At 40.1% G+C, this 23,325-nt stretch carries 17 protein-coding genes and 3 pseudogenes; 12 read left to right on the top strand and 8 right to left on the bottom strand.

Annotated elements, in window-relative coordinates:
- The first annotated feature begins 10 nt into the window (after positions 1-10).
- Both L650_RS0115040 and L650_RS0115035 read left to right on the top strand, forming a co-directional pair.
- Positions 11-1,024, top strand: a complete 1,014-nt coding sequence (locus tag L650_RS0115040; protein ID WP_004586644.1) for an ABC transporter ATP-binding protein — start codon at positions 11-13, stop codon at positions 1,022-1,024.
- Between the two features lie 18 nt (positions 1,025-1,042).
- Positions 1,043-1,686 (top strand): annotated as a pseudogene (locus L650_RS0115035) (CatB-related O-acetyltransferase).
- A gap of 18 nt (positions 1,687-1,704) precedes the next feature.
- On the opposite strand, the gene L650_RS0115030 reads toward L650_RS0115035, so the two are convergent.
- Positions 1,705-2,139 carry an ATP-binding protein gene (locus L650_RS0115030; RefSeq protein ID WP_004586647.1) on the bottom strand — a complete coding sequence of 145 codons (435 nt, stop codon included), beginning with the start codon at positions 2,137-2,139 and terminating at the stop codon, positions 1,705-1,707.
- A 447-nt stretch (positions 2,140-2,586) separates the two neighbouring features.
- Between L650_RS0115030 and asnS the strand changes: the two genes are divergently transcribed.
- On the top strand, positions 2,587-3,984 hold the full coding sequence (gene asnS, locus L650_RS0115025; protein WP_024033570.1) for an asparagine--tRNA ligase: 1,398 nt from the start codon (positions 2,587-2,589) through the stop codon (positions 3,982-3,984).
- Positions 3,985-4,135: 151 nt separating this feature from the next.
- Positions 4,136-5,068 (top strand): PstS family phosphate ABC transporter substrate-binding protein, encoded by a 933-nt coding sequence (locus tag L650_RS0115015; protein ID WP_029773616.1) that lies wholly within the window; start codon positions 4,136-4,138, stop codon positions 5,066-5,068.
- A 50-nt stretch (positions 5,069-5,118) separates the two neighbouring features.
- Here L650_RS0115015 and L650_RS0115010 read toward each other — a convergent pair.
- Both L650_RS0115010 and L650_RS0115005 read right to left on the bottom strand, forming a co-directional pair.
- Positions 5,119-6,049 (bottom strand): annotated as a pseudogene (locus tag L650_RS0115010) (electron transfer flavoprotein subunit alpha/FixB family protein).
- A complete protein-coding gene (locus L650_RS0115005) occupies positions 6,050-6,799 on the bottom strand; it encodes an electron transfer flavoprotein subunit beta/FixA family protein (protein WP_029773615.1) in 750 nt (249 codons plus the stop codon).
- 206 nt (positions 6,800-7,005) lie between these two features.
- Between L650_RS0115005 and L650_RS0115000 the strand changes: the two genes are divergently transcribed.
- The 6 genes from L650_RS0115000 to L650_RS0114975 all read left to right on the top strand — a co-directional run bounded on the left by L650_RS0115000 (position 7,006) and on the right by L650_RS0114975 (position 13,939).
- A complete protein-coding gene (locus tag L650_RS0115000; protein ID WP_029773614.1) occupies positions 7,006-8,652 on the top strand; it encodes an electron transfer flavoprotein-ubiquinone oxidoreductase in 1,647 nt (548 codons plus the stop codon).
- Between the two features lie 133 nt (positions 8,653-8,785).
- A complete protein-coding gene (locus L650_RS0114995; RefSeq protein ID WP_004586653.1) occupies positions 8,786-9,250 on the top strand; it encodes an acyl-CoA thioesterase in 465 nt (154 codons plus the stop codon).
- Positions 9,251-9,490: 240 nt separating this feature from the next.
- On the top strand, positions 9,491-10,060 hold the full coding sequence (locus L650_RS0114990) for an outer membrane beta-barrel protein (protein WP_024033565.1): 570 nt from the start codon (positions 9,491-9,493) through the stop codon (positions 10,058-10,060).
- Between the two features lie 292 nt (positions 10,061-10,352).
- A complete protein-coding gene (tsaA, locus tag L650_RS0114985) occupies positions 10,353-11,057 on the top strand; it encodes a tRNA (N6-threonylcarbamoyladenosine(37)-N6)-methyltransferase TrmO (protein WP_029773613.1) in 705 nt (234 codons plus the stop codon).
- Positions 11,058-11,147: 90 nt separating this feature from the next.
- Positions 11,148-12,872, top strand: coding sequence for a proline--tRNA ligase (locus L650_RS0114980; RefSeq protein WP_004586656.1), 1,725 nt, complete (start codon positions 11,148-11,150; stop codon positions 12,870-12,872).
- Between the two features lie 227 nt (positions 12,873-13,099).
- Entirely contained in the window at positions 13,100-13,939 is an 840-nt protein-coding gene (locus tag L650_RS0114975) for a UDP-2,3-diacylglucosamine diphosphatase (RefSeq protein ID WP_029773612.1), read from the top strand.
- A 17-nt stretch (positions 13,940-13,956) separates the two neighbouring features.
- Here the strand turns inward: L650_RS0114975 and L650_RS0114970 are convergent, their stop codons facing one another.
- The 4 genes from L650_RS0114970 to L650_RS0114955 form a co-directional block, all read right to left on the bottom strand.
- Entirely contained in the window at positions 13,957-17,013 is a 3,057-nt protein-coding gene (locus L650_RS0114970; protein ID WP_029773611.1) for an ATP-binding protein, read from the bottom strand.
- Positions 17,014-17,305: 292 nt separating this feature from the next.
- Positions 17,306-18,514: an ABC transporter permease gene (locus tag L650_RS0114965; protein WP_029773610.1), complete on the bottom strand. Its 1,209-nt coding sequence runs from the start codon at positions 18,512-18,514 to the stop codon at positions 17,306-17,308.
- Complete coding sequence (locus L650_RS0114960; protein WP_024033559.1) at positions 18,507-19,295, bottom strand: ABC transporter ATP-binding protein; 789 nt, start codon at positions 19,293-19,295, stop codon at positions 18,507-18,509. The genes L650_RS0114965 and L650_RS0114960 overlap by 8 nt, the downstream gene beginning before the upstream one ends.
- Positions 19,292-20,104, bottom strand: coding sequence for a DUF3025 domain-containing protein (locus L650_RS0114955; protein ID WP_029773609.1), 813 nt, complete (start codon positions 20,102-20,104; stop codon positions 19,292-19,294). Before L650_RS0114955 ends, L650_RS0114960 begins: the two co-directional genes overlap by 4 nt.
- A gap of 113 nt (positions 20,105-20,217) precedes the next feature.
- On the opposite strand from L650_RS0114955, the gene L650_RS0114950 reads away from it, so the two are divergent.
- Together L650_RS0114950 and L650_RS0114945 are read left to right on the top strand one after the other, a co-directional pair.
- A complete protein-coding gene (locus L650_RS0114950) occupies positions 20,218-21,843 on the top strand; it encodes a M28 family metallopeptidase (RefSeq protein ID WP_029773608.1) in 1,626 nt (541 codons plus the stop codon).
- Positions 21,844-21,999: 156 nt separating this feature from the next.
- On the top strand, positions 22,000-23,151 hold the full coding sequence (locus L650_RS0114945; protein WP_029773607.1) for a putative manganese transporter: 1,152 nt from the start codon (positions 22,000-22,002) through the stop codon (positions 23,149-23,151).
- A 68-nt stretch (positions 23,152-23,219) separates the two neighbouring features.
- Here the strand turns inward: L650_RS0114945 and L650_RS24600 are convergent.
- Positions 23,220-23,325 (bottom strand): annotated as a pseudogene (locus L650_RS24600) (DUF805 domain-containing protein); the annotation flags it as partial.

The raw sequence follows: 23,325 nt of genomic DNA, 5'->3' as shown, positions 1-23,325 counted from the left end.
TTAAAAACAAATGCTATCTGTAAGCCAGTTGTCTATAGATTACGGCAGTAACCGTGTAGTAAGCGATTTAAATATATCGTTAGGTGAAAATGAAATTCTCATGCTAGTAGGCCCTACGGGCTGCGGTAAAAGTACAATATTGCAAGCACTTGCAGGGCTTATCCCCATTAGCGAGGGTGAAATAAACGTAGGCAAATGGCGCGCAACGCCAAAACGTAATGTGCCCCCTGAAAAACGCAGTGTTGGTATGGTGTTTCAAGATTTTGCATTGTTTCCTCATTTAACGGTTGAGCAAAACATTTGTTTTAGATTAAAAGACACCGCCATTGCCGATCATTGGATTAAACTACTTGGTCTAAATGATTTTAGAGCAAAAAAGCCAGCCACCCTCTCTGGTGGTCAAAAACAGCGCGTAGCACTTGCGCGTACACTTGCTCACCAGCCAGATTTTGTGTTACTTGATGAACCACTTTCTAACCTTGATGCCGCATTAAAAGATATGCTGCGCTGGGATATAAGAAACGCCCTAAAAGAAGCGGGAGTGCCTGCCGTGTGGGTTACTCACGACCAAGAAGAAGCGCTTTCGGTAGGTGACCGTGTAGGTGTATTACAAAACGGTAAAATACAGCAACTCGACAGCCCTGAACAATGTTTTAGCATGCCAAACAACCGCTTTGTAGCGCGCTTTTTAGGTGAGGCAAGCTTTATTGCTGGGCAGTTTGAAAATGGCCAAGCAACCACTAGCATTGGCGTAGCACCAGGGCAAGGTATAGACTGCGACAGTGGCGATGTAGATGTGTTGCTTCGCCCTGACGATGTACAGCTTATTCAAAACTTAAATCAACCTAACGGTGAAGTTGTTTGGGTACGTTTTGAAGGTGGCAGCCGTTTATGTGCGGTTAAATTAAGCTGTAATACGCTCGTTACTAGCCGTGTAAGCCACGAGGTTGTGGTTAACCCGGGTGACAGCGTTCATGTATCTATTGTTACTACTCACCCGCTGGCTGTGTATAAAAAACAATAATTAAACTATGAGGTAGCTATGTCTAAACAGGGCCCTAATCCAAATAACCCTGCCCCTGTTGAGGGCTTTCCTCAGGTTGGCTTTTTAAAAAACTTTATTACCTCGCCTAATATAGTGGTGGGTGATTATACCTATTACGACGATCCTGACGGCCCTGAAAACTTCGAAAAAAATGTCCTTTACCATTTCGATTTTATTAAAGATCGTCTCATTATTGGAAAGTTTTGCGCCATAGCTAAAAACGTGACCTTTATAATGAACGGCGCTAATCATCAAACCGCGGGGTTTTCTACCTATCCATTTTTTATATTTGGCAACGGCTGGGAAAAANAAAATCGGCCCCGCAGGCTGGCGAGTTACCCTTTAAAGGCAATACGGTTATCGGTCACGATGTATGGATTGGTTATGACGCAACTATAATGCCAGGGGTAAATATTGGCAGTGGCTCTATCATTGCAAGTAAATCGGTGGTTACCTGCGATGTACCCCCTTATAGCGTGGTAGGTGGTAATCCGGCAAAAGTAATTAAGCCCAGGTTTGATAGCAACACAATAAATACGTTATTAGACATAGCTTGGTGGGATTGGAGCAATGAAAAAATCACTGCTCATCTAGATGCTATTACTCAGTGTGATTTAAGCGCTTTAATAAAGCTTAAATAACCCATAAGTAACACTCACCTACCACTCAAACATGTACGCCATTTTACTAATGGTTTTTAAAGGCACGTTATGCGTGTTGCGCTTAGCGTATAAATGCTGCATAGACTTGTCTTTTACTTCACCAACAATAACTTCTTTAACTTGATAACCAAGTGCATGTGCTGCTTGAGAGTACGCAATAAACTCCCATTTTTTTATATTGGTGTTATCAACAATTACAAGCGGAATATTTTGCGCTAAAGCATTTATAAAGCGCGCTAAATTTAAATTATGATATTGCGGTAGTTTAAATTTATCAAAGTGATACTCGCCCTGTTCATTGACAAAGTAGTCATCGGTTGAACAAATTAAATACTGGCTTGTATCTACTCCACCAAGCTCATCGGCTAGGGTTTGTGCATAGTAAGACTTACCACTTCCTGGTAGCCCTCTTAAAATAAAAACTTGTTTCATAGCATCCATTTCTGGGTAATGGTAAATATTAAATAGTTAAAATTATGATGTGCTGATTTACCGGCTTAATTGTTACTTATTATTTCATCATTGTAAGCCATTAGAATAACGCTGAAGCAGTTAGCGCGCCCACTAGCTTACACATTTTGCTCGGTAATTAAATAGCCGCAAGGTTGGCTAATTTCAATCCGTAGAGACAACACGCAGTAATAATGCCACAAAATCACTAAATTTCAGAGCACCAAATAACAATAGTGGTAATTTAAAGCAAAAAACGCTTTAAAAGTAACCCACTTGCATAAAAACTTTTAAAGAGTTGCTCACAATAGTTTTTTTATTTTATTTAACTAGGTAAGATACACGGTTCAAGTTCAACGCACTAAATTTAACCGCTGCGTTGAGTAGTTAATATTATACAGTTAGGCAACTTATATCATTGGAGTGAAGATGAGCCATTTAGCGATTTCAGAGCTATTAAAAGGCAATGTTGCGGTAGACAGCCAAGTAACAGTAAAAGGCTGGATCCGTACACGCCGCGATTCAAAAGCAGGAATATCATTTTTAGCCGTTCATGACGGTTCGTGTTTTGATCCTATTCAAGCGGTAGTTCCTAATTCACTAAATAATTATGATGAAGTTACTAGCTTAACAGCCGGTTGTTCTGTGTCGGTTACTGGTGTGTTAGTGCAATCTGCAGGTAAAGGTCAGTCATTTGAAATTCAAGCTAATTCTGTAACAGTTTTAGGTTGGGTAGAAAACCCAGATTCATACCCTATGGCCGCTAAGCGCCACAGCATTGAGTATTTACGTGAGCACGCTCACCTTCGCCCACGTACAAACATGATAGGTGCAGTAACACGTGTGCGTAACTGTTTAGCGCAAGCAATTCACCGTTTTTACCACGAGCAAGGCTTTTACTGGATCAGCACCCCAATCATTACAGCCAGTGACTGTGAAGGCGCAGGTGAAATGTTCCGCGTATCAACACTTGATATGCAAAATTTGCCACGCACTGATAAAGGCGACGTTGATTACAGCGAAGACTTTTTTGGTAAAGAAGCCTTTTTAACGGTATCTGGCCAGTTAAATGGTGAAACATACGCATCGGCTATGTCAAAAATTTACACCTTTGGCCCAACATTCCGTGCAGAAAACTCAAACACGTCTCGTCACTTGGCTGAGTTTTGGATGGTTGAACCTGAAGTAGCATTTGCTGATTTAGAAGATATTGCAAAACTTGCTGAAAACATGCTTAAGTACGTATTTAAAGCGGTACTTGAAGAGCGCCGTGACGATATGGAATTTTTTGCACAACGTATCGAAAAAACAGCAATTAGCCGTTTAGAAGAGTTTGTAGAAAAAGACTTTGCCCAAGTTGATTACACTGACGCCGTAGAAATACTTAAATCATGTGGTAAAAAGTTTGAGTACGCCGTTGAATGGGGTGTAGATTTACAATCTGAGCACGAGCGCTACTTAGCTGAAGAGCACTTTAAGGCACCGGTTGTTATTAAAAACTACCCGCGCGATATTAAAGCGTTTTACATGCGCCAAAACGAAGACGGTAAAACCGTTGCCGCTATGGACGTTGTAGCACCAGGCATTGGTGAAATTATTGGTGGTTCACAACGTGAAGAGCGCCTTGATGTGCTTGATGCGCGTTTAGATGAAATGGGCTTAAACAAAGAAGATTACAGCTGGTACCGCGATTTACGTAAATACGGTAGCGTGCCACACTCTGGCTTTGGTCTAGGTTTTGAACGCCTAGTTGCTTATGTTACTGGTATGGGCAACGTACGTGATGTAATTGCCTTCCCTCGTACTAAAGGCAGCGCAACGTACTAATCAAATTAATTGATTTTAAAAGCCAGCTTTTTTGCTGGCTTTTTAATGCCTGTTGTTTTTAATTATGGCTTTGTTAAATACTGTTTATAAATTAGAGATTTATAAATTTTGAACTATAGTTTTATAACGTATTCGTTATTTGGCTAATAGCATGATAAAAAACCTTATTTTAGCAGCCACCGTACTGCTTTCTTCCTCTAACATTGCAACATCAGTTTCTGATATTGCCCCCGATCACAAGCCTTTACTTATTGGCGGCTCTTCTTCGGTCTCGCACCTATTGCATTTATTAAAGCCCAACTATGAAGAGCAAACTAATACGGCCATGCAAGTCCGCTCTATGGGCAGTACTAAAGGCATTAAAGCCATAGCACAAAACATTATTGATATTGGTGCTTCATCGCGCTATTTAACCAATGAAGAGCAAGAGCAATACCCTCATGTACGTCAAATTGTTATTGCGCAAGATGCGCTGGTATTTTTTACTAACAAAAAAAATAACATTGATTCGCTAAGCGTAGAGCAGCTCAGCGACATTTATGCGGGCAAATATAAAACGTGGCAAGAAGTTAACCCAAATTATAAACCAGAGACACAAAGAGATAATAAAATTCTCCTGTTTAGTAAGGCCTATAACCATGGCACATTTGATATTTTATTAGAGTTTTTAAACCTATCTTTTATGCGGGTTCCAAATGGTAATACAATTAAACTAAAGCAGGCAGGTAACCACGGGTTATTTCCTAAAATGGAAGTGCAAATGTATGACGAATTTAACCAAGCCCTTGGCATAGTACAACGCATGCCCAATGCCATTGCTTTTGACTCTTACGGCGCAGTCTCGCAGCTGCAGGGCTCTAAAAAAATAAATAAAATAAATTTACTCGGTATCAATGGCGTTAACGTTTCAGATGAAACTATTAAAAATGGTGAATATACGTTTGTTCGCCCCCTAATTTTATTGGTAAATAGCCAATCTAGCCGCTCTGTAGAACAAGCAGAGCTGCTGCTCAATTTATTAAAAGATAAGCGTGTTTTAGATACTTTGTCAGCCCATCACTATTCTATGCTTGAGGTGGAATAAAAAAAGCCGCAGGAACCTAAGTTCACCGCGGCTTTACAACCAGAATATGTTTATAGCGCGTTTTCAAGCTGCGGTAATACCTCAAATAAATCAGCAACCAGGCCGTAATCTGCCACCTGAAATATAGGTGCGTCAGGGTCTTTATTAATCGCCACAATAACTTTTGAGTCTTTCATACCTGCTAAATGTTGAATAGCACCACTTATGCCCACGGCAATATACAGATTAGGCGCCACTATTTTACCCGTTTGCCCTACTTGCATATCGTTAGGTACAAAACCTGCATCAACGGCAGCACGAGACGCACCAATTGCAGCGCCTAACTTGTCAGCAATACCGTTTAATAAAGCAAAGTTTTCACCATTTTGCATACCACGACCACCCGATATAACTACCTCTGCTGCAGTTAGCTCAGGACGCTCTGACTCGGTTTGTTCAACACTTACAAAGTCACTTAATTGAGTATCACTTAGTGTATCTAATGCATTTATGCTGGCAGGTGATTGTTGGCTTTGTAAGTCAAAACTACTCGCTCGTACGGTGATCACTTTTTTACTATCAAGCGATTTAACTGTGGCAATTGCGTTACCGGCGTAAATGGGGCGTCTAAATGTATCACTATCTATTACTTCTATTATTTCTGACACTTGCGCTACATCTAAAAGCGCTGCAACGCGAGGCATAAAGTTTTTACCTGTGGTGGTTGCACTGGCAACAATATGTGTATAATTATCTGCAATAGTTAAAACAAGCTCAGCCATATTTTCAGCTAACTGATGCTGATAAAGTGCATTATCGGCGGNCGGTGAGTACAGTTGTTACACCTTCAATACTGGCAACCTGTTCGCTCATTGCGCCTACATTTAAACCCGCAATAAGTACATCTATATCAAAGCCTAATTTACTTGCCGCATTAATTGTTTTTGAGGTTTCTGGTTTTAGTGCACCGTTATCGTGCTCTGCAATTACAAGTGTTTTCATTTAAATCACCTTTGCCTCTGTTTTAAGTTTCTCTACCAGCTGGGCTACATCTTCAACAATAATACCGCCACTGCGCTTAGCCGGCTCTTCTACTTTTATTAACTGTACGCGGGGTGTTAAATCAACACCTAACGAATCTGCTGCTATTACATCAAGTGGTTTACGCTTTGCTTTCATTATATTTGGCAGCGATGCATAGCGAGGCTCATTTAAGCGTAAATCGGTAGTTACAATAGCGGGCAGTTTTAGTGCAACAGTTTGCAAGCCACCATCTACCTCACGGGTTACATTCACTGTGTTACCGTTTACATCCACCTTAGAGGCAAACGTACCTTGGCCGCGCTTAGTTAAAGCCGCCAGCATTTGGCCTGTTTGGTTGTTGTCTGAGTCAATAGATTGTTTGCCTAAAATAACCAGTTCTGGGGCTTCTTGCTCAACTAATTTTGCTAATAATTTAGCAATGTGCAGCGATTCTAGTTTTTCATCGGTTTCGATGTGAATGGCTTTATCTGCACCTAATGCAAGTGCGGTGCGTAGCTGCTCTTGCGCTGCTTTTGCACCAATTGTTACCGCTATAACCTCTGTTGCTGTGCCCGCTTCTTTTAATCGAATGGCTTCTTCTATCGCAATTTCACAAAATGGGTTCATTGCCATTTTTACATTTGCTAAGTCAACGTCGCTGTTGTCAGCCTTTACGCGTGCTTTAACGTTGTAATCGATCACTCTTTTTATTGGAACGAGAACTTTCATAGGAACTCCATCTATATTTAAACCTACAAGCTAACGTGTACGTCAACCTATTTATTTTATGAATTCAGACTACTTCCTGTTGACGTAAACGTCAACCTAAAATAACCTTAAAGTATTCACAGCCTGTAACATTTAATGTGCAAGTATTAAAAAGGCTGCATTGCTTATCTAATTTAGCTAAGCCCGTCATTGATTAAGAGGTTATTATGGTCGAACGTGAAACCATGGAATTTGATGTAGTTATTGTAGGTGCGGGCCCAGCCGGCCTTGCCAGTGCAATTAAGCTCGCACAGCTAGCGCAAGAAAAACAACAAGAACAAACTATTTGTGTAGTAGAAAAAGGCTCCGAGGTAGGCGCGCATATTCTTTCAGGTGCTGTATTTGAAACCAAAGCCTTAGATGAGCTTTTGCCTAACTGGCAAGAGCTTGGCGCTCCCGTCACTACACAAGTGACACAGGATGAAATTTATTGGTTTAATAACAGCGAAAAAGCCACTACTCTCCCTCGCTTTGCGACCCCTAAAACATTTCATAATGAAGGTAATTACATTGTTTCTATGGGCAATGTGTGCCGATGGCTTGCCGAGCAAGCTGAAAATTTAGGCGTTGAAATATTCCCAGGCTTTAGCGCTCACTCTTTAATTATTGAGCAAGACACCGTTAAAGGCATTATTACAGGCGATATGGGCGTTGATAAAGACGGCAATGAAAAAGATGGTTATATGCCAGGTATGGAACTTCGCGCTAAATACACTGTATTTGCTGAGGGGTGTCGCGGGCATTTAGGTAAACAGCTTATCAACGAGTTTGCGCTTGATAAAGATGTGTCACCACAGCACTATGGCTTAGGCTTTAAAGAGATTTGGCAAATAGATGCCAGTAAGCACCAGCAAGGTAAAGTAGTGCATGGTACGGGCTGGCCGCTAAGTGGCGATACCAATGGCGGCTCTTTTATGTATCACTGCGATAACAATCAAGTGGTTGTAGGGTTAATTGTTGATTTAAATTATTCTAACCCGCATTTAAGTCCGTTTGATGAGTTTCAACGAATGAAACACCACCCTGTTTTTAAGCAAACCCTTGAAGGGGGTGAACGCATTGCCTATGGCGCCCGTGCAATTGCAAAAGGCGGCCTTCACTCGCTGCCTAAAATGCATTTTGCTGGTGGCTTATTAATAGGTTGCGATGCCGGTACACTCAATTTTGCCAAAATTAAAGGTAACCATACCGCAATGAAATCGGGCATGGTGGCGGCAGAAGTTATTTTTAAAGCGCTGCAAAATGGCCAAGCTAATACTGATTTAGCTGATTATAAAAACGCGTTTGAAAATTCATGGGCTTATAAAGAGCTTTACCAATCGCGTAATTTTGGTCCCGCTATGCATACATTAGGTAAGTTTGCTGGGGGGGCGTATAATACCCTTGATCAAAACATCTTCAGCGGTGCACTGCCCTTTACCTTTAAAGACAACACGCCCGATTACGACACGCTTAAAGATGCAGCTAACAGCCCTCACATTGACTACCCTAAGCCTGATGGCCTACTTAGCTTTGATAAACTCTCTAGCGTGTTTTTATCTAATACTAATCATGAAGAGTCGCAGCCTTACCATTTAAAGCTTAAAGATCCCGCCATTCCTATTGCGGTTAATTTAGTAAAGTTTGACGAGCCCGCACAGCGCTATTGCCCTGCAGGGGTATACGAAGTGCAACAAATTGAAGGTGAAGATCAGTTTGTGATTAATGCTCAAAACTGTGTGCACTGTAAAACCTGCGACATAAAAGACCCAAGCCAAAACATTAATTGGGTAACACCCGAAGGTGCTGGCGGGCCAAACTACCCTAATATGTAACTATTTTATGCACAAAGGTGCATTAAAAACCTATCTTTTACATATAAATTATAAACCTATCCTAAATTGCAGGGGCTTCGGCCCCTTTTTTACGGTATGCTCATAGGTAAGTTTCATAAAGGGAGTATTTAATATGCCGTCGTCAAATGTTGTATTTCGTTTTTTAGCAGAGCCTACCGATGTAAATTTTGGTGGGAAGGTTCATGGTGGTGTGGTCATGAAGTGGATTGACCAAGCGGGTTATGCCTGCGCTGCAGGTTGGAGCGGCCATTATTGCGTTACTGTTTCTGTTGCTGGGGTTAAATTTAGACGCCCTATTTTGGTTGGCCAAATTGTCGAAGTTGAAGCAAAAATTGCGCATACAGGGTCAACAAGTATGCAGATATTTATTCAGGTACGGTGTGGCGATCCTAAAACTCAAAACATGGTAGAAACAAACCACTGTGTTATTAGCTTTGTAGCAATGGACGAAACAGGTTACCCGGTAGAGGTTCCTGCTTTTAAAGCACAAACAGAAGAAGATATTAAATTGGAAAACTACGCTATTAAAATGAAACAAATTGCAATTGAGACAGAAAATTTGCTTCATAAAGTATAAAAGTACAATGTAAAATTCACATAGACCGTGTAAAAGGTACAACCTTTACTTAGAAAACAAAAAACTAAAAAAGTTCACTCTGCTTATAAAAAATACAAAATAGCCGTAAAAATGCCGTATAAGTCGTTTTTACGGCTATTTTGTAACCACAGCCTATTATTGGCATGCTTACTGCAAATAACTAATTGTCGTTTGATAAGTTAAATCAAACATTTATTATTTTTTTAAAGGAGCTATACAATGATTAAAACACTTTCTCTTTCTGCAATTGCTTTAGCAACACTGGGTTTTAACTCTGCAGCACACGCTGACATTACGGATTTTGATTCTCCTCGCATTTATACAGGTGTTGGTTATGGCCAATACTCATTTGAATTTGAAGACAGCGAAAACGACACTGAATTTGATGACGATGCACAAATGCTAAAAGGTTACATTGGTACACAATTTAACGAACACTTTAGCGTTGAGTTAGCTTATCAAAACTTTGATGAAGTGAGCGACATCGACAGCAAAGCAGAAGTTGATGGTGTGTCATTAGCAGCTATTTTAGCGGCTCCGCTTTCTGAAAGCTTTTCAGTATATGCTAAAGGTGGTTGGTTTGAATGGGATGCAGATGTAGAGCAAGAGCTTCCTGTTGGTAGCATTTCAGCATCACAAGACGGCGGCGACGTGTTTTACGGCGCAGGTATTCAATACGCATTTTCTAGCAATGTTCAAATGCGCTTAGAATACGAACGCTACGAACTAGATGATGAAATTGACCCAGAAATGGATGTTGCATCAGTATCAATTCAATACATGTTTTAATTAGCATTTAAAACACTTAAGGGTGAGCCATGTGCTCACCTTTTTGTTGCTAATAAATAATATCCATCCGTAATAATAGCTAATCATATCGCGGCGCTAAACGTGTCGCTCCAGCCTCAAAATAGCTCCACTTAATTTAGCAAATTGGAATAAACACTAATTACTACATTTTAAACCGCTTAGTCTAATACTCGATTAAACCAGCCAGTCTAAAATATAACGCATTAACTGTACTGCTATAAATACTAAATAGAGGTAGAATAGCGCCCTATTTTTTTGTTAACTGAGCATTATGAGCGATTATAGCATTTCGGCTGTTGGCCACATTCAATCCCCTTATAAACAAAAGTTTGCAATACCTAGGCAACCACGTTTAGTGCCTCAAGCTAAAGCCAAACTTATTTTTACTGCTGAGTTTAATCGTGAAGAATTTGTGCGAGGCATTGAAGAATTTAGCCATATTTGGCTATTGTTTAGGTTTCATGAAACCGCCGATAAAGGGTATTCAGCTATGGTGCGCCCACCACGTTTAGGCGGCAATGAGCGCAAAGGCGTTTTTGCAACGCGTGCCACATTTAGACCCAACGCCATTGGGATGAGCGCTGTAAAACTTGAAGGTGTTGAGTATAAAAACGGCCAACTTAGTTTACTGCTTGCTGGTATAGATTTACTCGATGGCACGCCTATTGTGGATATAAAGCCTTACTTACCGTATTCAGATGCAATGCATGACGCCAGTGCCGGTTTTGCCGATACCCGACCAGAAACACAAATGAGTGTAGCGTTTTCACCCGAGGCAATTGACTTTATTGCCAAGCAAACACACTACCCTGAGCTTGAAGATTTTATTGCTAATGTACTAAAACAAGACCCACGCCCTGCCTATAAAAAACAAAAACAAGGCGAGCAAAGTTATGGTATGACACTGTATAATTATAATATACGCTGGCAGGTTAACGGTGAGCATAACTTAGTAACAAGTATAGAAAATAACTAAAAAGTGCAGTTAGCGCTTTAGTGTAAAAGCAAGCGCTGGTAAACTTAGCGCCCTATTAAAAAGAACATATTACTTAATTTCGGAAAAATCATGCGTACCAGTCAATATATACTCGCAACACTTAAAGAAACGCCATCAGATGCTGAAATTGTTTCGCATCAATTAATGCTTAGAGCCGGTATGATCCGTCGCGTCGCTTCGGGTTTATATACATGGTTACCCTCTGGTTTACGCGTGCTTCGTAAAGTAGAAAATATTGTTCGTGAAGAAATGGATAAAGCAGGCGCAATAGAAATGTTGATGCCGGTTATTCAACCTGCTGATTTATGGCAAGAGTCTGGCCGTTGGGAGCAATTTGGTCCTGAACTTGTGCGCTTTAACGACCGCCATAACCGTGAGTTTGCGCTAGGTCCTACGCATGAAGAAGTGATTACAGATTTTGTTCGTAAAGAGATTAGCAGCTATAAACAACTGCCTGTTACTTTGTACCAAGTACAAACTAAAGTGCGCGATGAAAGACGCCCACGCTTTGGTGTAATGCGTGCACGTGAATTTACGATGAAAGACGCGTATTCATTTCATTTAAGTGAAGCGTGTTTAGATGCCACATATAAAGTAATGCACAAAGCGTACTGTAATATTTTTGAACGTTTAAACTTAGAATACCGCCCAGTACTTGCTGATACAGGCTCTATTGGTGGTAGCTTATCGCATGAGTTTCATGTGCTTGCTGAATCGGGTGAAGACGCAATTGCCTTTAGTGATGCAAGCGATTATGCAGCTAACATCGAAAAAGCAGAAGCGTTAGCTCCAACTCAAAGTCGTCCTGAGCCATCTAAAGAGCTTAAAGCGTTTCCTACACCAGATGCCAAAACAATTAGCGAGCTTAAAAAGCACTACGGCGTTAAACCACACCGCGGTGTTAAAACATTAATTGTGTACGGTACGCCAGATGAAAACGAACAACGTGGTTTAGTTGCGCTTGTACTACGTGGCGATCACGAGTTAAACGAATTAAAAGCTGAAAAGCACCCACTTGTAGACTCTCCACTTGAAATGGCCACTGAGGCTGACATTGTTGCGGCTATTGGTGCAAAGCCAGGTTCACTTGGCCCAGTGGGTTTATCAATGCCAATTATTGTAGACAGAACTGCTAATGTAATGGCAGATTTTGTTGCCGGTGCTAATAAAGATGACGAGCACTTTAGCGGAATTAACTGGGATCGCGATGTTAAAGAATATCAAGTTGCTGATATTCGTAACATTGTTGAAGGCGATCCGAGCCCGTGTGGACAAGGCACTTTACAAATTAAACGCGGTATTGAAGTTGGTCATATTTTCCAACTTGGTACTAAGTACTCAGAAGCCATGAAAGCAGGCGTATTGAGCGAGTCGGGTAAAAACCAAGTAATGACTATGGGTTGTTACGGTATCGGTGTTTCGCGCATTGTGGCAGCGGCTATTGAGCAAAATAATGATGATTACGGCATTATTTGGCCACAATCTATTGCCCCATTTGATTTAGCTATTGTGCCAATGAACATGCATAAGTCGCATCGTATTCCTGATATTGCTAATAATCTATATCAAGGTTTAAAAGATGCAGGCCTAGATGTTTTATTTGATGACCGTAAAGAGCGCCCTGGCGTTATGTTTAACGACATGGAATTAATGGGTGTACCTTATACTTTAGTGATTGGTGAGCGTAATCTTGATGAAAATAAGGTTGAGCTTAAAAATCGCCGCACCGGTGAAAAGTTAATGGTTGATTTAGACACCGCAATAGAGACTATTAAAGCGGCTGTTAAAGGTTAATAACACCTACGCTTAAAACAAACTATAAGGCCGCATTTAAACATGCGGCCTTTTTTATGCGCGTTTAATGGTAATGTATGTAAAACTGCTCACCTAATCTCCTTCCCAGCCAATAAACTTTAATTAGCTGGTTTGATATAAATTGTCATGGAGGCTTCGCTAAAGTGTCTCATAAGTGTCATTAGATTTATCTACAGTGTTTAATTATTACACTATGGATGACGGGCATGACAAACAATCAACAGCGTAAAAAACAACATTATCCAGCCGTTTGGATATCGGATGTACACTTAGGGTATAAAGACTGTAGAGCCGACTATTTATTAGATTTTTTAAATTCAATTGAATGCGATACGCTTTATTTAGTGGGTGATATTGTTGATTTGTGGTCGATGAAGCGCAGTTTTTATTGGCACCCATCTCATTACCAAGTGCTTAGTTGTATACAACAAAAAGCCCTTGATGGCACCCGTGTAATATACATACCTGGTAACCACGACGAGACCTTTCGCCACTACATAAATCAAACTTTATTTGGTGTAGAAGTCCACCAGCAGTTTATTCATACCACTAAAGCCAATAAGCGCTTTTTACTGATCCACGGTGATGACTTTGACTCGGCAACCCGCTACAACAAGCTCATTAGTATTGCAGGCGATGCAGGTTACGATTTACTTCTGTTTTTAAATCGTTGGACTAACCGAGTTCGTAAAGTGTTTGGCGGTAACTACTATTCACTTGCTGCATGGATAAAAGCACGCGTACATAAAGCCCGTGAAGCCATTGCCGCTTTTGAAGATGCCGCTATACATGAGGCAAAAAAACAAAAGGTCGATGGCATTATTTGCGGACACATCCATCACCCTAAAATTAAAGTAGTAGATGGCATAGTGTATTGTAATGATGGTGATTGGATTGAAAGCTGTACCGCATTAGTTGAGCAACCAAACGGTAAAATAGAGCTGTTGCATTGGTCTGATACGCAAAAAGTACTTGATACAGCCGATGTAACCAGCTTAGTTAAACCTATTCAAACTGATACCAAACCAAGTAAGTCAGCAGCGTAACTGCTGACTTAGCTCATTTAGTTTAACCAGGTTAGCAGCCTATTTTTAAGCGTTTTAGGCTTTATTGGCTTGGTAATATAATCATTCATGCCGGCGGTAATGCAACGCTCTCTATCGCCTTCCATTGCACTTGCGGTCATGGCAATAATTGGAATGCTAATATACTCAACCCCAGCTTTAGCATTTCTTATCTCGCTGGTGGTATCGTAGCCATCTAGGTTAGGCATTTGGCAATCCATTAAAATTAAGTCAAACGGTTGCTCTTGATTAAATTTAAGGGCAGAGAGTGCTTCTATACCATCACTTGCACAGGTAATTTTTATCCCTGTGCGTTTTAAAATAGCCTTCGCTACCTCAATGTTAATCATGTTGTCGTCAACCAATAATACATGATACTTAGACAACTCAGGCTCTGGCTCTATGTCGTTTGCTTGTTTAGGCGCGGTTAAAACAAACTCATTATTAGCGCCAAAAATACTGCCTAGCTTATAGGTAAATTGATCTTGCGTAAGTGGTTTGTGCAAAATGTGGCTATGCTCAGGAAACACCTTTTTAGATTGCTTATTAACCACCATGTCTCGCAATATAAGCACATATTTTTTATCTGCCTTTTCGCAGTAGCTTATTAGCGCATTAACTTGCGGGTGTTCGTCATCAATAATCAGTAAATCGGCATCAAATTCGCTGTGTTCACTAAAGTAGTCGAGCCTTGTAATATGGCTCGGCTGAATTTTACAGGTTTGAGTTAATAATCCGCATACATTTTTAAATACATTATCGCGGGCAATAAGCGCCGCTACACTGACCTCTTTAGAAAGCTCAATGCCGGTATTAAGTTTTTGCTGTTGCGCCACATGTAACTCTACCGTGGCAATAAAGGTGCTGCCTACGCCCTTTTCACTGCTAACGGTGATATTACCGCCCATTAATTGCGCCAATTTTTTACATATAGATAACCCTAAACCGGTGCCACCAAAATGGCGCGTAGTGCTTGAATCTTCTTGGGTAAACACATCGAACAGTTTATCGATGTTTTCAGGGGCAATACCAATTCCGGTGTCTTTAATTATAAAGCTCATTAAAATTTTACTGTCGGTAATGTATTTAGAGTTTAAGGTTAAACTTACTTCGCCTTTATGCGTAAACTTAAACGCATTATTTATTAAATTAATTAAAATTTGCTTAAGGCGATGGCTATCACCAATAACCATTCTATCAACCACGTTTTGGGTATTTAAAAAGACCTCTAACCCTTTACGTTGGCCCTGCAGCGCAATTGAATTGATCATATCGCTACAGACAGAGATAACATCAAACGAGTGATTATCAATATCTAGTTTACCCGCTTCAATTTTAGAAAAATCTAAAATATCGTTAATTAAACTCATTAACGAATGTGCACTGCTATTGGCTAATTTTAAATAGTGTTGCTGTTGCTCAGTGAGGCTGTCTTCTTTTAGCATTTCAAGCATGCCTAAAACACCGTTCATGGGGGTGCGTATTTCGTGGGAAATATTGGCTACAAAGTCACTTTTTGCTTGGCTTGCGGCAAGGGCTTGGTCAATCGCTCGCTCAAGTTCAACAGTACGCTGAGATACCTTTAACTCTAAGGTGCTATTTAAACCCTGTAACTGTGATTGAGTTTGCTTTAACGAGCTGATATTACGCAAAATAGCAGCAACCTGATAACGGTTGCTAAATACATCAAATACGCTGGTCAGCGTGATTGAGTAGTATTCTTTATTGCCATCATCACCAGTATAAACTGCTTCAAATGGCATTTTAGAGCCATGCTCTATGGTTTCACTAATGCAGTTTTTATCTTCATCTGCAAGGGTAAATAAGTTACTAAAGCGGGTGTTGTCATTACCTAGCCTACTTGCAAAAACTTTTTTAGCCGTTTGATTACAATGAATAATAGTTTCATCACTGTCTATGGTAAAAATAGCGTCGAGTGAATTTTCTATCACTTTATTATTTTGCTCTGTTAAAGAATGTATAAGCAGCTTGCGATTAATATAGCGCTGATATAACAGCGTAATAATTATAAATATGGTAAAAAATGTGGCGGTGATGGCAATAAAACTTTCGCGCCTTTTTGCAACGCGTTCCAACAAGGTTTCAGAATCAATAGAAACGGCCATCTCTAACGGCAGCATGGCAATATCGCCTTCAAAACTTACCCGTTTATTTAAAAAGTACTGTTTTGGCGCATCACCTATTAACAAGGTTTCGTGAGAGTTCATGTTTTGGGTGGGGCTAAATTCATCGCTCCAGGTTTTGGCTTGGTTAAATTCAAAGCCAAACCGTAAATCTGGGTTTGGGTGGTATAAAAATTCGCTTTCATTATTAAGCAAATAAATATTAATCCCAGGTGGAAGTTCAAACGTTAAACTTTCAAATAACTTATCTGCGGAGTAGTTTGTCACTAAAATTGCAAACACTTGCTTTAAATGATCAAAAACAGGCTTAGCTACGCGGTATGTACTCACAAAGGGTTTTTGTATTTCACCGTTTTCGCGGTTGTAGTTAATAGGCGATATATACACGCTTTTTTCATCAAGCATGCTGGCTTTAAGTACGTAGTCTCGCCCGCCTTTTTTTTGCAGTTGTGCGCCCTCTAGCCTAATTATGTCACCTAAAAAGCGGTCTACTCGTACTATCTCTTGGCCATTTTCAGCAAGCATAATGTAACGTGCTTGCAAAATAGAATCGTCGGTTTGCATAAACCCGCTAAAAATATCAGCAAGGCGGTCTTGCCATACAGCAATTGGGGTTTGTAATAGTGGGTCGATTAATTGGTTATCGGTTGCTCTAGATATACCTTGAATAGGTGGAGTGGCGTTTAAAAAGCGAATAGCGGTAATACTGTCGTTTAAATGATTTTTTAAAGACGCGGCTTTTGTTTCAAGCTCTCGATTGAGTTCACTACGTGCATCGTTATATATCTCTGCGCGTACTTTTTTTTCAAACACATACACCGAAGGCAATGCAATAACTAAAAAAACAATAATGGCAACCAGTAATAATTTATTACCTTTTGCTGCTGTTATAAATACATTCCTTTTTAGCATTGAACCCTCACTCCTCACTATTTTCTAGGTTAGATTATAGAGGATTATTTGATAAAAAATAGAAGTAAAAATAATTAGTTACTTAAAAAAGTGTAATTAAAATTTGAACAAATACTCTAAACCAATCACTTAGTATTACTATTAAAAAGCAGTGTTAATTTAAGATGAATACCATTCTAAAAAACATACAAATTAATATAAACGGCAAATAAAAAATTATAAGCGATAACAGTTAATCGGTAGTAAAAGTAAACGAGCAAGGCAATACCCTGCCCGTTTATAAAACCTTAAACTATCTAAATAATACGTCTTCGCGGTTAAACCACTTAACACAAAAGGCAAGTAACGCGCCGGCTATAATAGCTGTTGCTAAAAATATTAAGCCTACAAGGGTGTAATCTACCGTGCCTTTAACAATTTCTTTAATTGCGAGCGCTACATTAGTAACAGGAATAAAAGCAGTTTTAGCTGTTAGCTCTACATTAGGCATAATGGATACAATGATGGGAAAAAACACCCCCATACTTAATGGAGCCATGTAGTTTTGCGCTTCTTTAAATGTACGAGCATAAATAGATATTGCTAACGCCAATGCTGAGAATATCGCGGCAATAGGTAATAACAATACAAAAATCATTAATAAATCACTTACCGCTAATGTGCTAAATGCTGTTTTAATTACTTCTAGGTCTGCAAATGCAAGGGCTACGGCTATCCACCCGCCCATACTGAGTACAGTTATAGTTGTTGATGCAATTGAGGTTGTCAGTAAGGTTATAAATTTGCCTAGTACCAGCTCGGTACGCGTAATAGGTGTAAGCAATAAGGTTTCTAATGTACCGCGCTCTTTTTCACCTGCACCTAAATCTATTGCTGGGTACGTAGCGCCCATAAGAACTATAGGAATCAGTAGGTAGGGCAAAAAGCCACCTAGTTTTTCACCTAAGTTTTCACGTTTATCGGCGGTATCAACCTTTACTACTTCAATAGGTGTTAAAAGTGCTAAATGGGCTTCTTTTTCAATACCAAAACTTATTAATTTTTCTGTTTGTAATGCATCGCTATATTCTTTGGCGAGCTCTTTTACACGCTGAAATAAAAAGTTGATAGATTTAGCATCATTAAATACCACTTCCCACTTACTTTGCTGGGCATCATTTAAGGCTTGTTTAGCGTTAGTGGGTAAATATATACCCATGTCTATATCACCTGCGATTACCCCTTCTTTTAGCTCTTCAATGCTATTAAAGGTTTTAGCACCTTTATAAAGTTCAAAGCTTTTATGATAAAACACTTTTTCGGTAAACTCTGGCGCGTAGTCGCCATTAATAATGGCGTAGGTATGTACCTTTTGTTCAGCGTCGAGTGCCGCTTGAGAGCTAATAAACGCCATAACGGCAAATAATAAGGGAAACACCGCAACGGGTAGAGCGACTACAAACAACAAGGTTTTTTTATCGCGTAGGAGTTCTGTTAATTCCTTTTTAAAAACTTCAAACATCGTGTTTCTCCGTTAATATGTTCATAAACGCTTGGTTTAGCTCTTCACTATTACCTGCCTGTTTGAATTCAGCAAGCGTGCCATCAAAGCAGCTTACGCCTTCATTAATTACCGCAACACGGTCACATAAAAGGGCGACTTCATCTAAATGGTGCGTTGAAAAAATAACAGGCGTGCCTTGCGCCTTTAAGCCTTTAATAAAGTTTATAACTGTTTGTGTGGTCATTATATCAAGGCCTGTGGTTGGCTCATCGAGTACCACCACTTCTGGGTGATGTACCACAGCACGGGCAATATTGGCTTTTTGCTTCATGCCGGTAGATAGGTTTTCTGCACGTTTATCAATAAATTTATGCATGTCGAGCAAAGTAAAAAGCTCCTCACAACGAGCCGCTATTTGCTCTTTGTTCATTCCATGAAGCTTTGCAAAGTATTCAATATTTTCTTTAACGGTCAGGCGACCATACAAGCCAGTTGAACCGGATAAAAAACCAATAGACTTGCGCCCTACTAACGGCTTTTTAATTATGTCATTGCCGGCAATAGTTATTGTGCCTTCATCGGGCTTAAGTGCAGTTGAGAGCATACGCAATGTAGTAGTTTTACCCGCGCCATTAGGGCCAAGTAACCCTAACACTTCGCCTTTTGCACATTGAAAGCTGACATCTCTTACTGAATGAAAAAAATCTTTATCTTCACGCGGGTCTATATCATCAACTTTATTTTTTTTATGATCCTTGGTTAACTTAAACTTTTTTTTAAGCCCTGCGACTTCTATCATTTTCGTATCCTTCGTTTAGCTCTAAAGTAATCGGTATTATCATAGAACGATTCATTCTCATTTGCGTCATGCCATCCTGGTACACCTAATAATGGCAATGGAGAAAGCTGTTTGTTATCGGCTAAGCAATGCTCTATTTTTATCTTCTCATAAAGTACTTGGTCTAGGTACTGATATTGAGTAACTAAATCTTTACAAAATATTTCATCCGGTACACGTACAAATAACGCTTTACCCGTTAAACCGATATAGGGCTTTGTGAGCATTTCATAATTAGCGTGGCCAAACATAAAAGGTTGTATTGTTTTGCCCCACTCTTCTCGGTGAGTTATAAATGCAGTTTTCCATTGATGCTCTGTTAAAAGCGTTTGCCACTTAGTATCACTAATGGCAAGCACCACGCCGCACTCGTCAAATAATGTGAGTGCATTACGATGTTTAGTACGTTGCTTTAAGCCATGCTGTGCTATTTCTTGTACGTGGCGCTGATTAATAAGCGCCTTGGTTTTTGGAAACAAACACCAAATAAAGCCACCAAATAAGTCGTGCCAATTTTTACTACGTGTAGGCACTACGCCAGTTTCAAAAATGACTTGCTCGTAATAGCGCTCACCAAAATCAACGTTTGCATCGTCTTCAAACGTTATTGGCAGGTTATTAGCATTAATGGCATTCAAATACACAGTGAACCAATCGGGGGTTGGCCAATCAGTTTGTTTATCAATATTAAACAGTGTTCGTAAGTGCTCAAACGCACCGCTTTTCAAACTACTAACTTGCCATTGCTCGGGCGGAGTAAAGCGCTTCATTTATACCTTTAACAATTTATGCTGTTAATTTGCGGGCAGTTTACCGCAAAAACTGGTTCTAATTAATAGAAGTTAATATACTAATCAGATCTTAGAACAAGAATAGAGCTACTATGAAACGATATTTCTCTCTCACACTGATTGCTGGCGCTGTATTAGCTGGCTGTGCAACAACAAGTATTACACCTACCGATGTAACAAATGGTTACAACAGTATTAAAGCAGATGAACTTGCAGCGCACATTAAAGTGCTTGCCTCTGATGAATTTGGCGGTAGAGCGCCTTCATCTGAAGGTGAAAAGTTAACGCTTGATTATCTGACCACTCAATTTAAAGCATTAGGGTTTGAACCTGGTAATGGTGATAGCTTTTTACAAGAAGTGCCGCTTGTTTCATTAGAAGCTGATTCAAATATGGTATTAAGTATTGGTGGCAAAGATTATCAATACAAAAAAGACATGGTTATGGGCAGTAGCCGCATTAGCGCACAAGAAGGGATTGAAAATTCAGAGCTTGTCTTCGTAGGTTACGGTGTAAATGCCCCAGAATATAACTGGAACGATTACGAAGGCCTAGACGTAAAAGGCAAAACTGTTGTTATGCTTGTTAACGATCCGGGTTTTGCTACAAAAGATCCTGCGTTATTTACCGGCGATGCAATGACCTACTACGGCCGTTGGACTTATAAATATGAAGAAGCGAGTCGTCAAGGTGCAGCCGGTGCTATTATCATTCACGAAACAGCCCCTGCGTCATACCCGTGGTCAGTGGTTGAAAACTCATGGAGCGGTGAGCAGTTCGGTTTTCAAAAAGAGAACAACAATATGGACCGCGTTGCGGTTGAAGGCTGGGTGACCACTGATGTAGCAAAAGAGTTATTTGCTAAAGCGGGTCTGGATTTTGAGACTGCAAAAGCCAATGCAGCTAAAGGTGCGTATAACGTCGACATGGGCGATTTAACTGCATCGGTTAATGTTAAAAATACAATTAAAAAATCGGTGTCGTATAACTTTATTGCCACGTTGCCGGGTAGCGAAAAAGCGGATGAACATGTTATTTATTCAGCGCATTGGGATCACCTAGGTACAGATATAACCCGTAAGGGCGACCAAATTTATAATGGGGCACACGATAACGCCACAGGCACTGCGGGGCTAATTGAGGTTGCAGAGGCATTTACTAAGCTGCCAAAGCACCCTACTCGCTCAATGACATTTTTAGCTGTTACGGCTGAAGAGCAAGGCTTACTTGGGTCTAAATACTACGCTGCTAACCCGGTTATTGCTGCTGATAAAACAGTCGCTAATATAAACATGGATAGCCTAAACTTATTAGGTAAAGTAAAAGACATGAACGTAGTAGGTTTAGGTAAGTCGCAAATGGACGACCTACTAGCCAAAGCAGCAAAAGAGCAAGGTAGAACAATAGCGGGCGACCCTAAACCATCTTCAGGTGGTTATTACCGCTCTGATCACTTTGCATTTGCAAACATGGGTATTCCGGCTATGTATGCAGGCGGCGGTACTGTTGCCGCTGATGAGGATACAGCAAATTACCGTAAACGTATGAGCTTAGTGCTACGTGGTTGTTACCATCAACCCTGTGACAGATACCGCGATGAGTGGGATTTATCGGGTGCGGTGCAAGACCTACAATTATTTTATAAAGTAGGCTTTGATATTTCTGAGCAAGCACAATGGCCAGCATGGTACGAAAACTCAGAGTTTCAACGCAAATAATGTATTTAGCCTGAGCGTAGGTTATTTACCATCGAAAAACTCAAACTGAGCTATCGATTTAAATAGATGCAAATGATATTGATTATCATTTGCAAGGTGTATACAGTGTGTCTTAGTTAAAATAAAACTGGGGCACACTTATGATTTTACTCTCAAATAGGATTTATTACGCCAGCTTCCAAACGGTTTGTTAGCCAAAATAAACGCTTACTCCTACCACTTTTTTTATTGGTATGTTTAGCTGTTCCTAGTCTTCGCGAAATAACCATTACTGCTCTCAGTGATGCGTTTTTTCAGGTTAGTGTATTTGTAGCGGCTACGTTACTTATTTACTACTACGCAATAGAACATATCCCTCAATTAGAAATGAGCTACTTAAGCGCTAAATCTAAGTCGCTTGAAGTGCTGTTTGCATCCGTTCTTGGCGCTTTACCCGGCTGTGGTGGTGCAATTATTGTGGTTACTCAATACACTAAAGGCCAAGCAAGCTTTGGGGCTATTGTTGCTGTACTTACCGCCACAATGGGCGATGCTGCTTTTTTACTGCTTGCTACGCGCCCTACTGAAGGCTTAACAATAATGGCTATAGGTTTAGTGGTAGGCACGCTGTGTGGATTAATAGTTAATGCAATTCACAAACCTGATTTTTTACGTCCCAGCGCACAAGAGCAAAAACACCAAGTAAAAGTTTTGCCCACTAAAATAATAAAAATTAGCAAACCTGTGTGGATGTTTGCCATTATTCCAAGTTTAATCATTGCGTTTTTAATTGCATTTAATGTGGACTTTAACCAATTTGGTCAATATGCCAGCACCGGTATTAGCTTATTTGGTGCAGCAATGGCACTGTTTACGGTTGTTATCTGGGCCTACTCTTCTAAAGGTGAAACCTATAAAGAAGTAACCTCTGAAGACGATGAATGTAATCCGCCTTCTAAGCTTATAAAAGTATTACAAGATACCCATTTTGTAACTGCATGGGTGGTGGCTTCGTTCATGCTGTTTGAAATATTAGTCAGTGTGGTAGGCCTTGATTTAAAAACCTGGTTTATGCACTACGCCTATTTAGCACCGTTAATTGCAGTCGTCATTGGTTTTTTACCTGGCTGTGGGCCACAAATAATTGTAACCACGCTTTATATACAGGGCATTATTCCTTTTAGTGCATTAGCTGCTAATGCGATTTCAAATGATGGCGATGCGTTGTTTCCTGCTATTGCAATGGCGCCAAAAGCGGCTGTAATTGCTACCTTGTATACCTCTATACCTGCTTTAGTTGTTGGTTACGGGCTTTACTTTTTAAGTTAACAGTTTAAAAAATCATAAGTACAAAAAAGCTCAGCAATTGCTGAGCTTTTTTAATGTTAGCGTATTATTTATACAGAAACAGGTTCAGCCGCTAACTCTTTTGGATTTGGGCCATAATCGTTCTCACCTTCATGTGAGTCTTGCGCAAGGAATACAATTATAACAATCCAGCCA

It is taken from the genome of Pseudoalteromonas sp. TB51 (assembly GCF_000498055.1).
GTDB classification, from domain to species: Bacteria; Pseudomonadota; Gammaproteobacteria; order Enterobacterales; family Alteromonadaceae; genus Pseudoalteromonas; species Pseudoalteromonas atlantica.
Note: the sequence above shows the minus strand (reverse complement) of the source record. Positions and strands in the feature narration are given on the sequence as shown.

Bases quoted from the DNA above. Each gene is read 5' to 3' on its own strand.
- L650_RS0115040 (WP_004586644.1), top strand. From the start codon at position 11: ATGCTATCTGTAAGCCAGTTGTCTATAGATTACGGCAGTAACCGTGTA.
- L650_RS0115030 (WP_004586647.1), bottom strand. From the start codon at position 2,139: ATGAAACAAGTTTTTATTTTAAGAGGGCTACCAGGAAGTGGTAAGTCT.
- asnS (WP_024033570.1), top strand. From the start codon at position 2,587: ATGAGCCATTTAGCGATTTCAGAGCTATTAAAAGGCAATGTTGCGGTA.
- L650_RS0115015 (WP_029773616.1), top strand. From the start codon at position 4,136: ATGATAAAAAACCTTATTTTAGCAGCCACCGTACTGCTTTCTTCCTCT.
- L650_RS0115005 (WP_029773615.1), bottom strand. From the start codon at position 6,799: ATGAAAGTTCTCGTTCCAATAAAAAGAGTGATCGATTACAACGTTAAA.
- L650_RS0115000 (WP_029773614.1), top strand. From the start codon at position 7,006: ATGGTCGAACGTGAAACCATGGAATTTGATGTAGTTATTGTAGGTGCG.
- L650_RS0114995 (WP_004586653.1), top strand. From the start codon at position 8,786: ATGCCGTCGTCAAATGTTGTATTTCGTTTTTTAGCAGAGCCTACCGAT.
- L650_RS0114990 (WP_024033565.1), top strand. From the start codon at position 9,491: ATGATTAAAACACTTTCTCTTTCTGCAATTGCTTTAGCAACACTGGGT.
- tsaA (WP_029773613.1), top strand. From the start codon at position 10,353: ATGAGCGATTATAGCATTTCGGCTGTTGGCCACATTCAATCCCCTTAT.
- L650_RS0114980 (WP_004586656.1), top strand. From the start codon at position 11,148: ATGCGTACCAGTCAATATATACTCGCAACACTTAAAGAAACGCCATCA.
- L650_RS0114975 (WP_029773612.1), top strand. From the start codon at position 13,100: ATGACAAACAATCAACAGCGTAAAAAACAACATTATCCAGCCGTTTGG.
- L650_RS0114970 (WP_029773611.1), bottom strand. From the start codon at position 17,013: ATGCTAAAAAGGAATGTATTTATAACAGCAGCAAAAGGTAATAAATTA.
- L650_RS0114965 (WP_029773610.1), bottom strand. From the start codon at position 18,514: ATGTTTGAAGTTTTTAAAAAGGAATTAACAGAACTCCTACGCGATAAA.
- L650_RS0114960 (WP_024033559.1), bottom strand. From the start codon at position 19,295: ATGATAGAAGTCGCAGGGCTTAAAAAAAAGTTTAAGTTAACCAAGGAT.
- L650_RS0114955 (WP_029773609.1), bottom strand. From the start codon at position 20,104: ATGAAGCGCTTTACTCCGCCCGAGCAATGGCAAGTTAGTAGTTTGAAA.
- L650_RS0114950 (WP_029773608.1), top strand. From the start codon at position 20,218: ATGAAACGATATTTCTCTCTCACACTGATTGCTGGCGCTGTATTAGCT.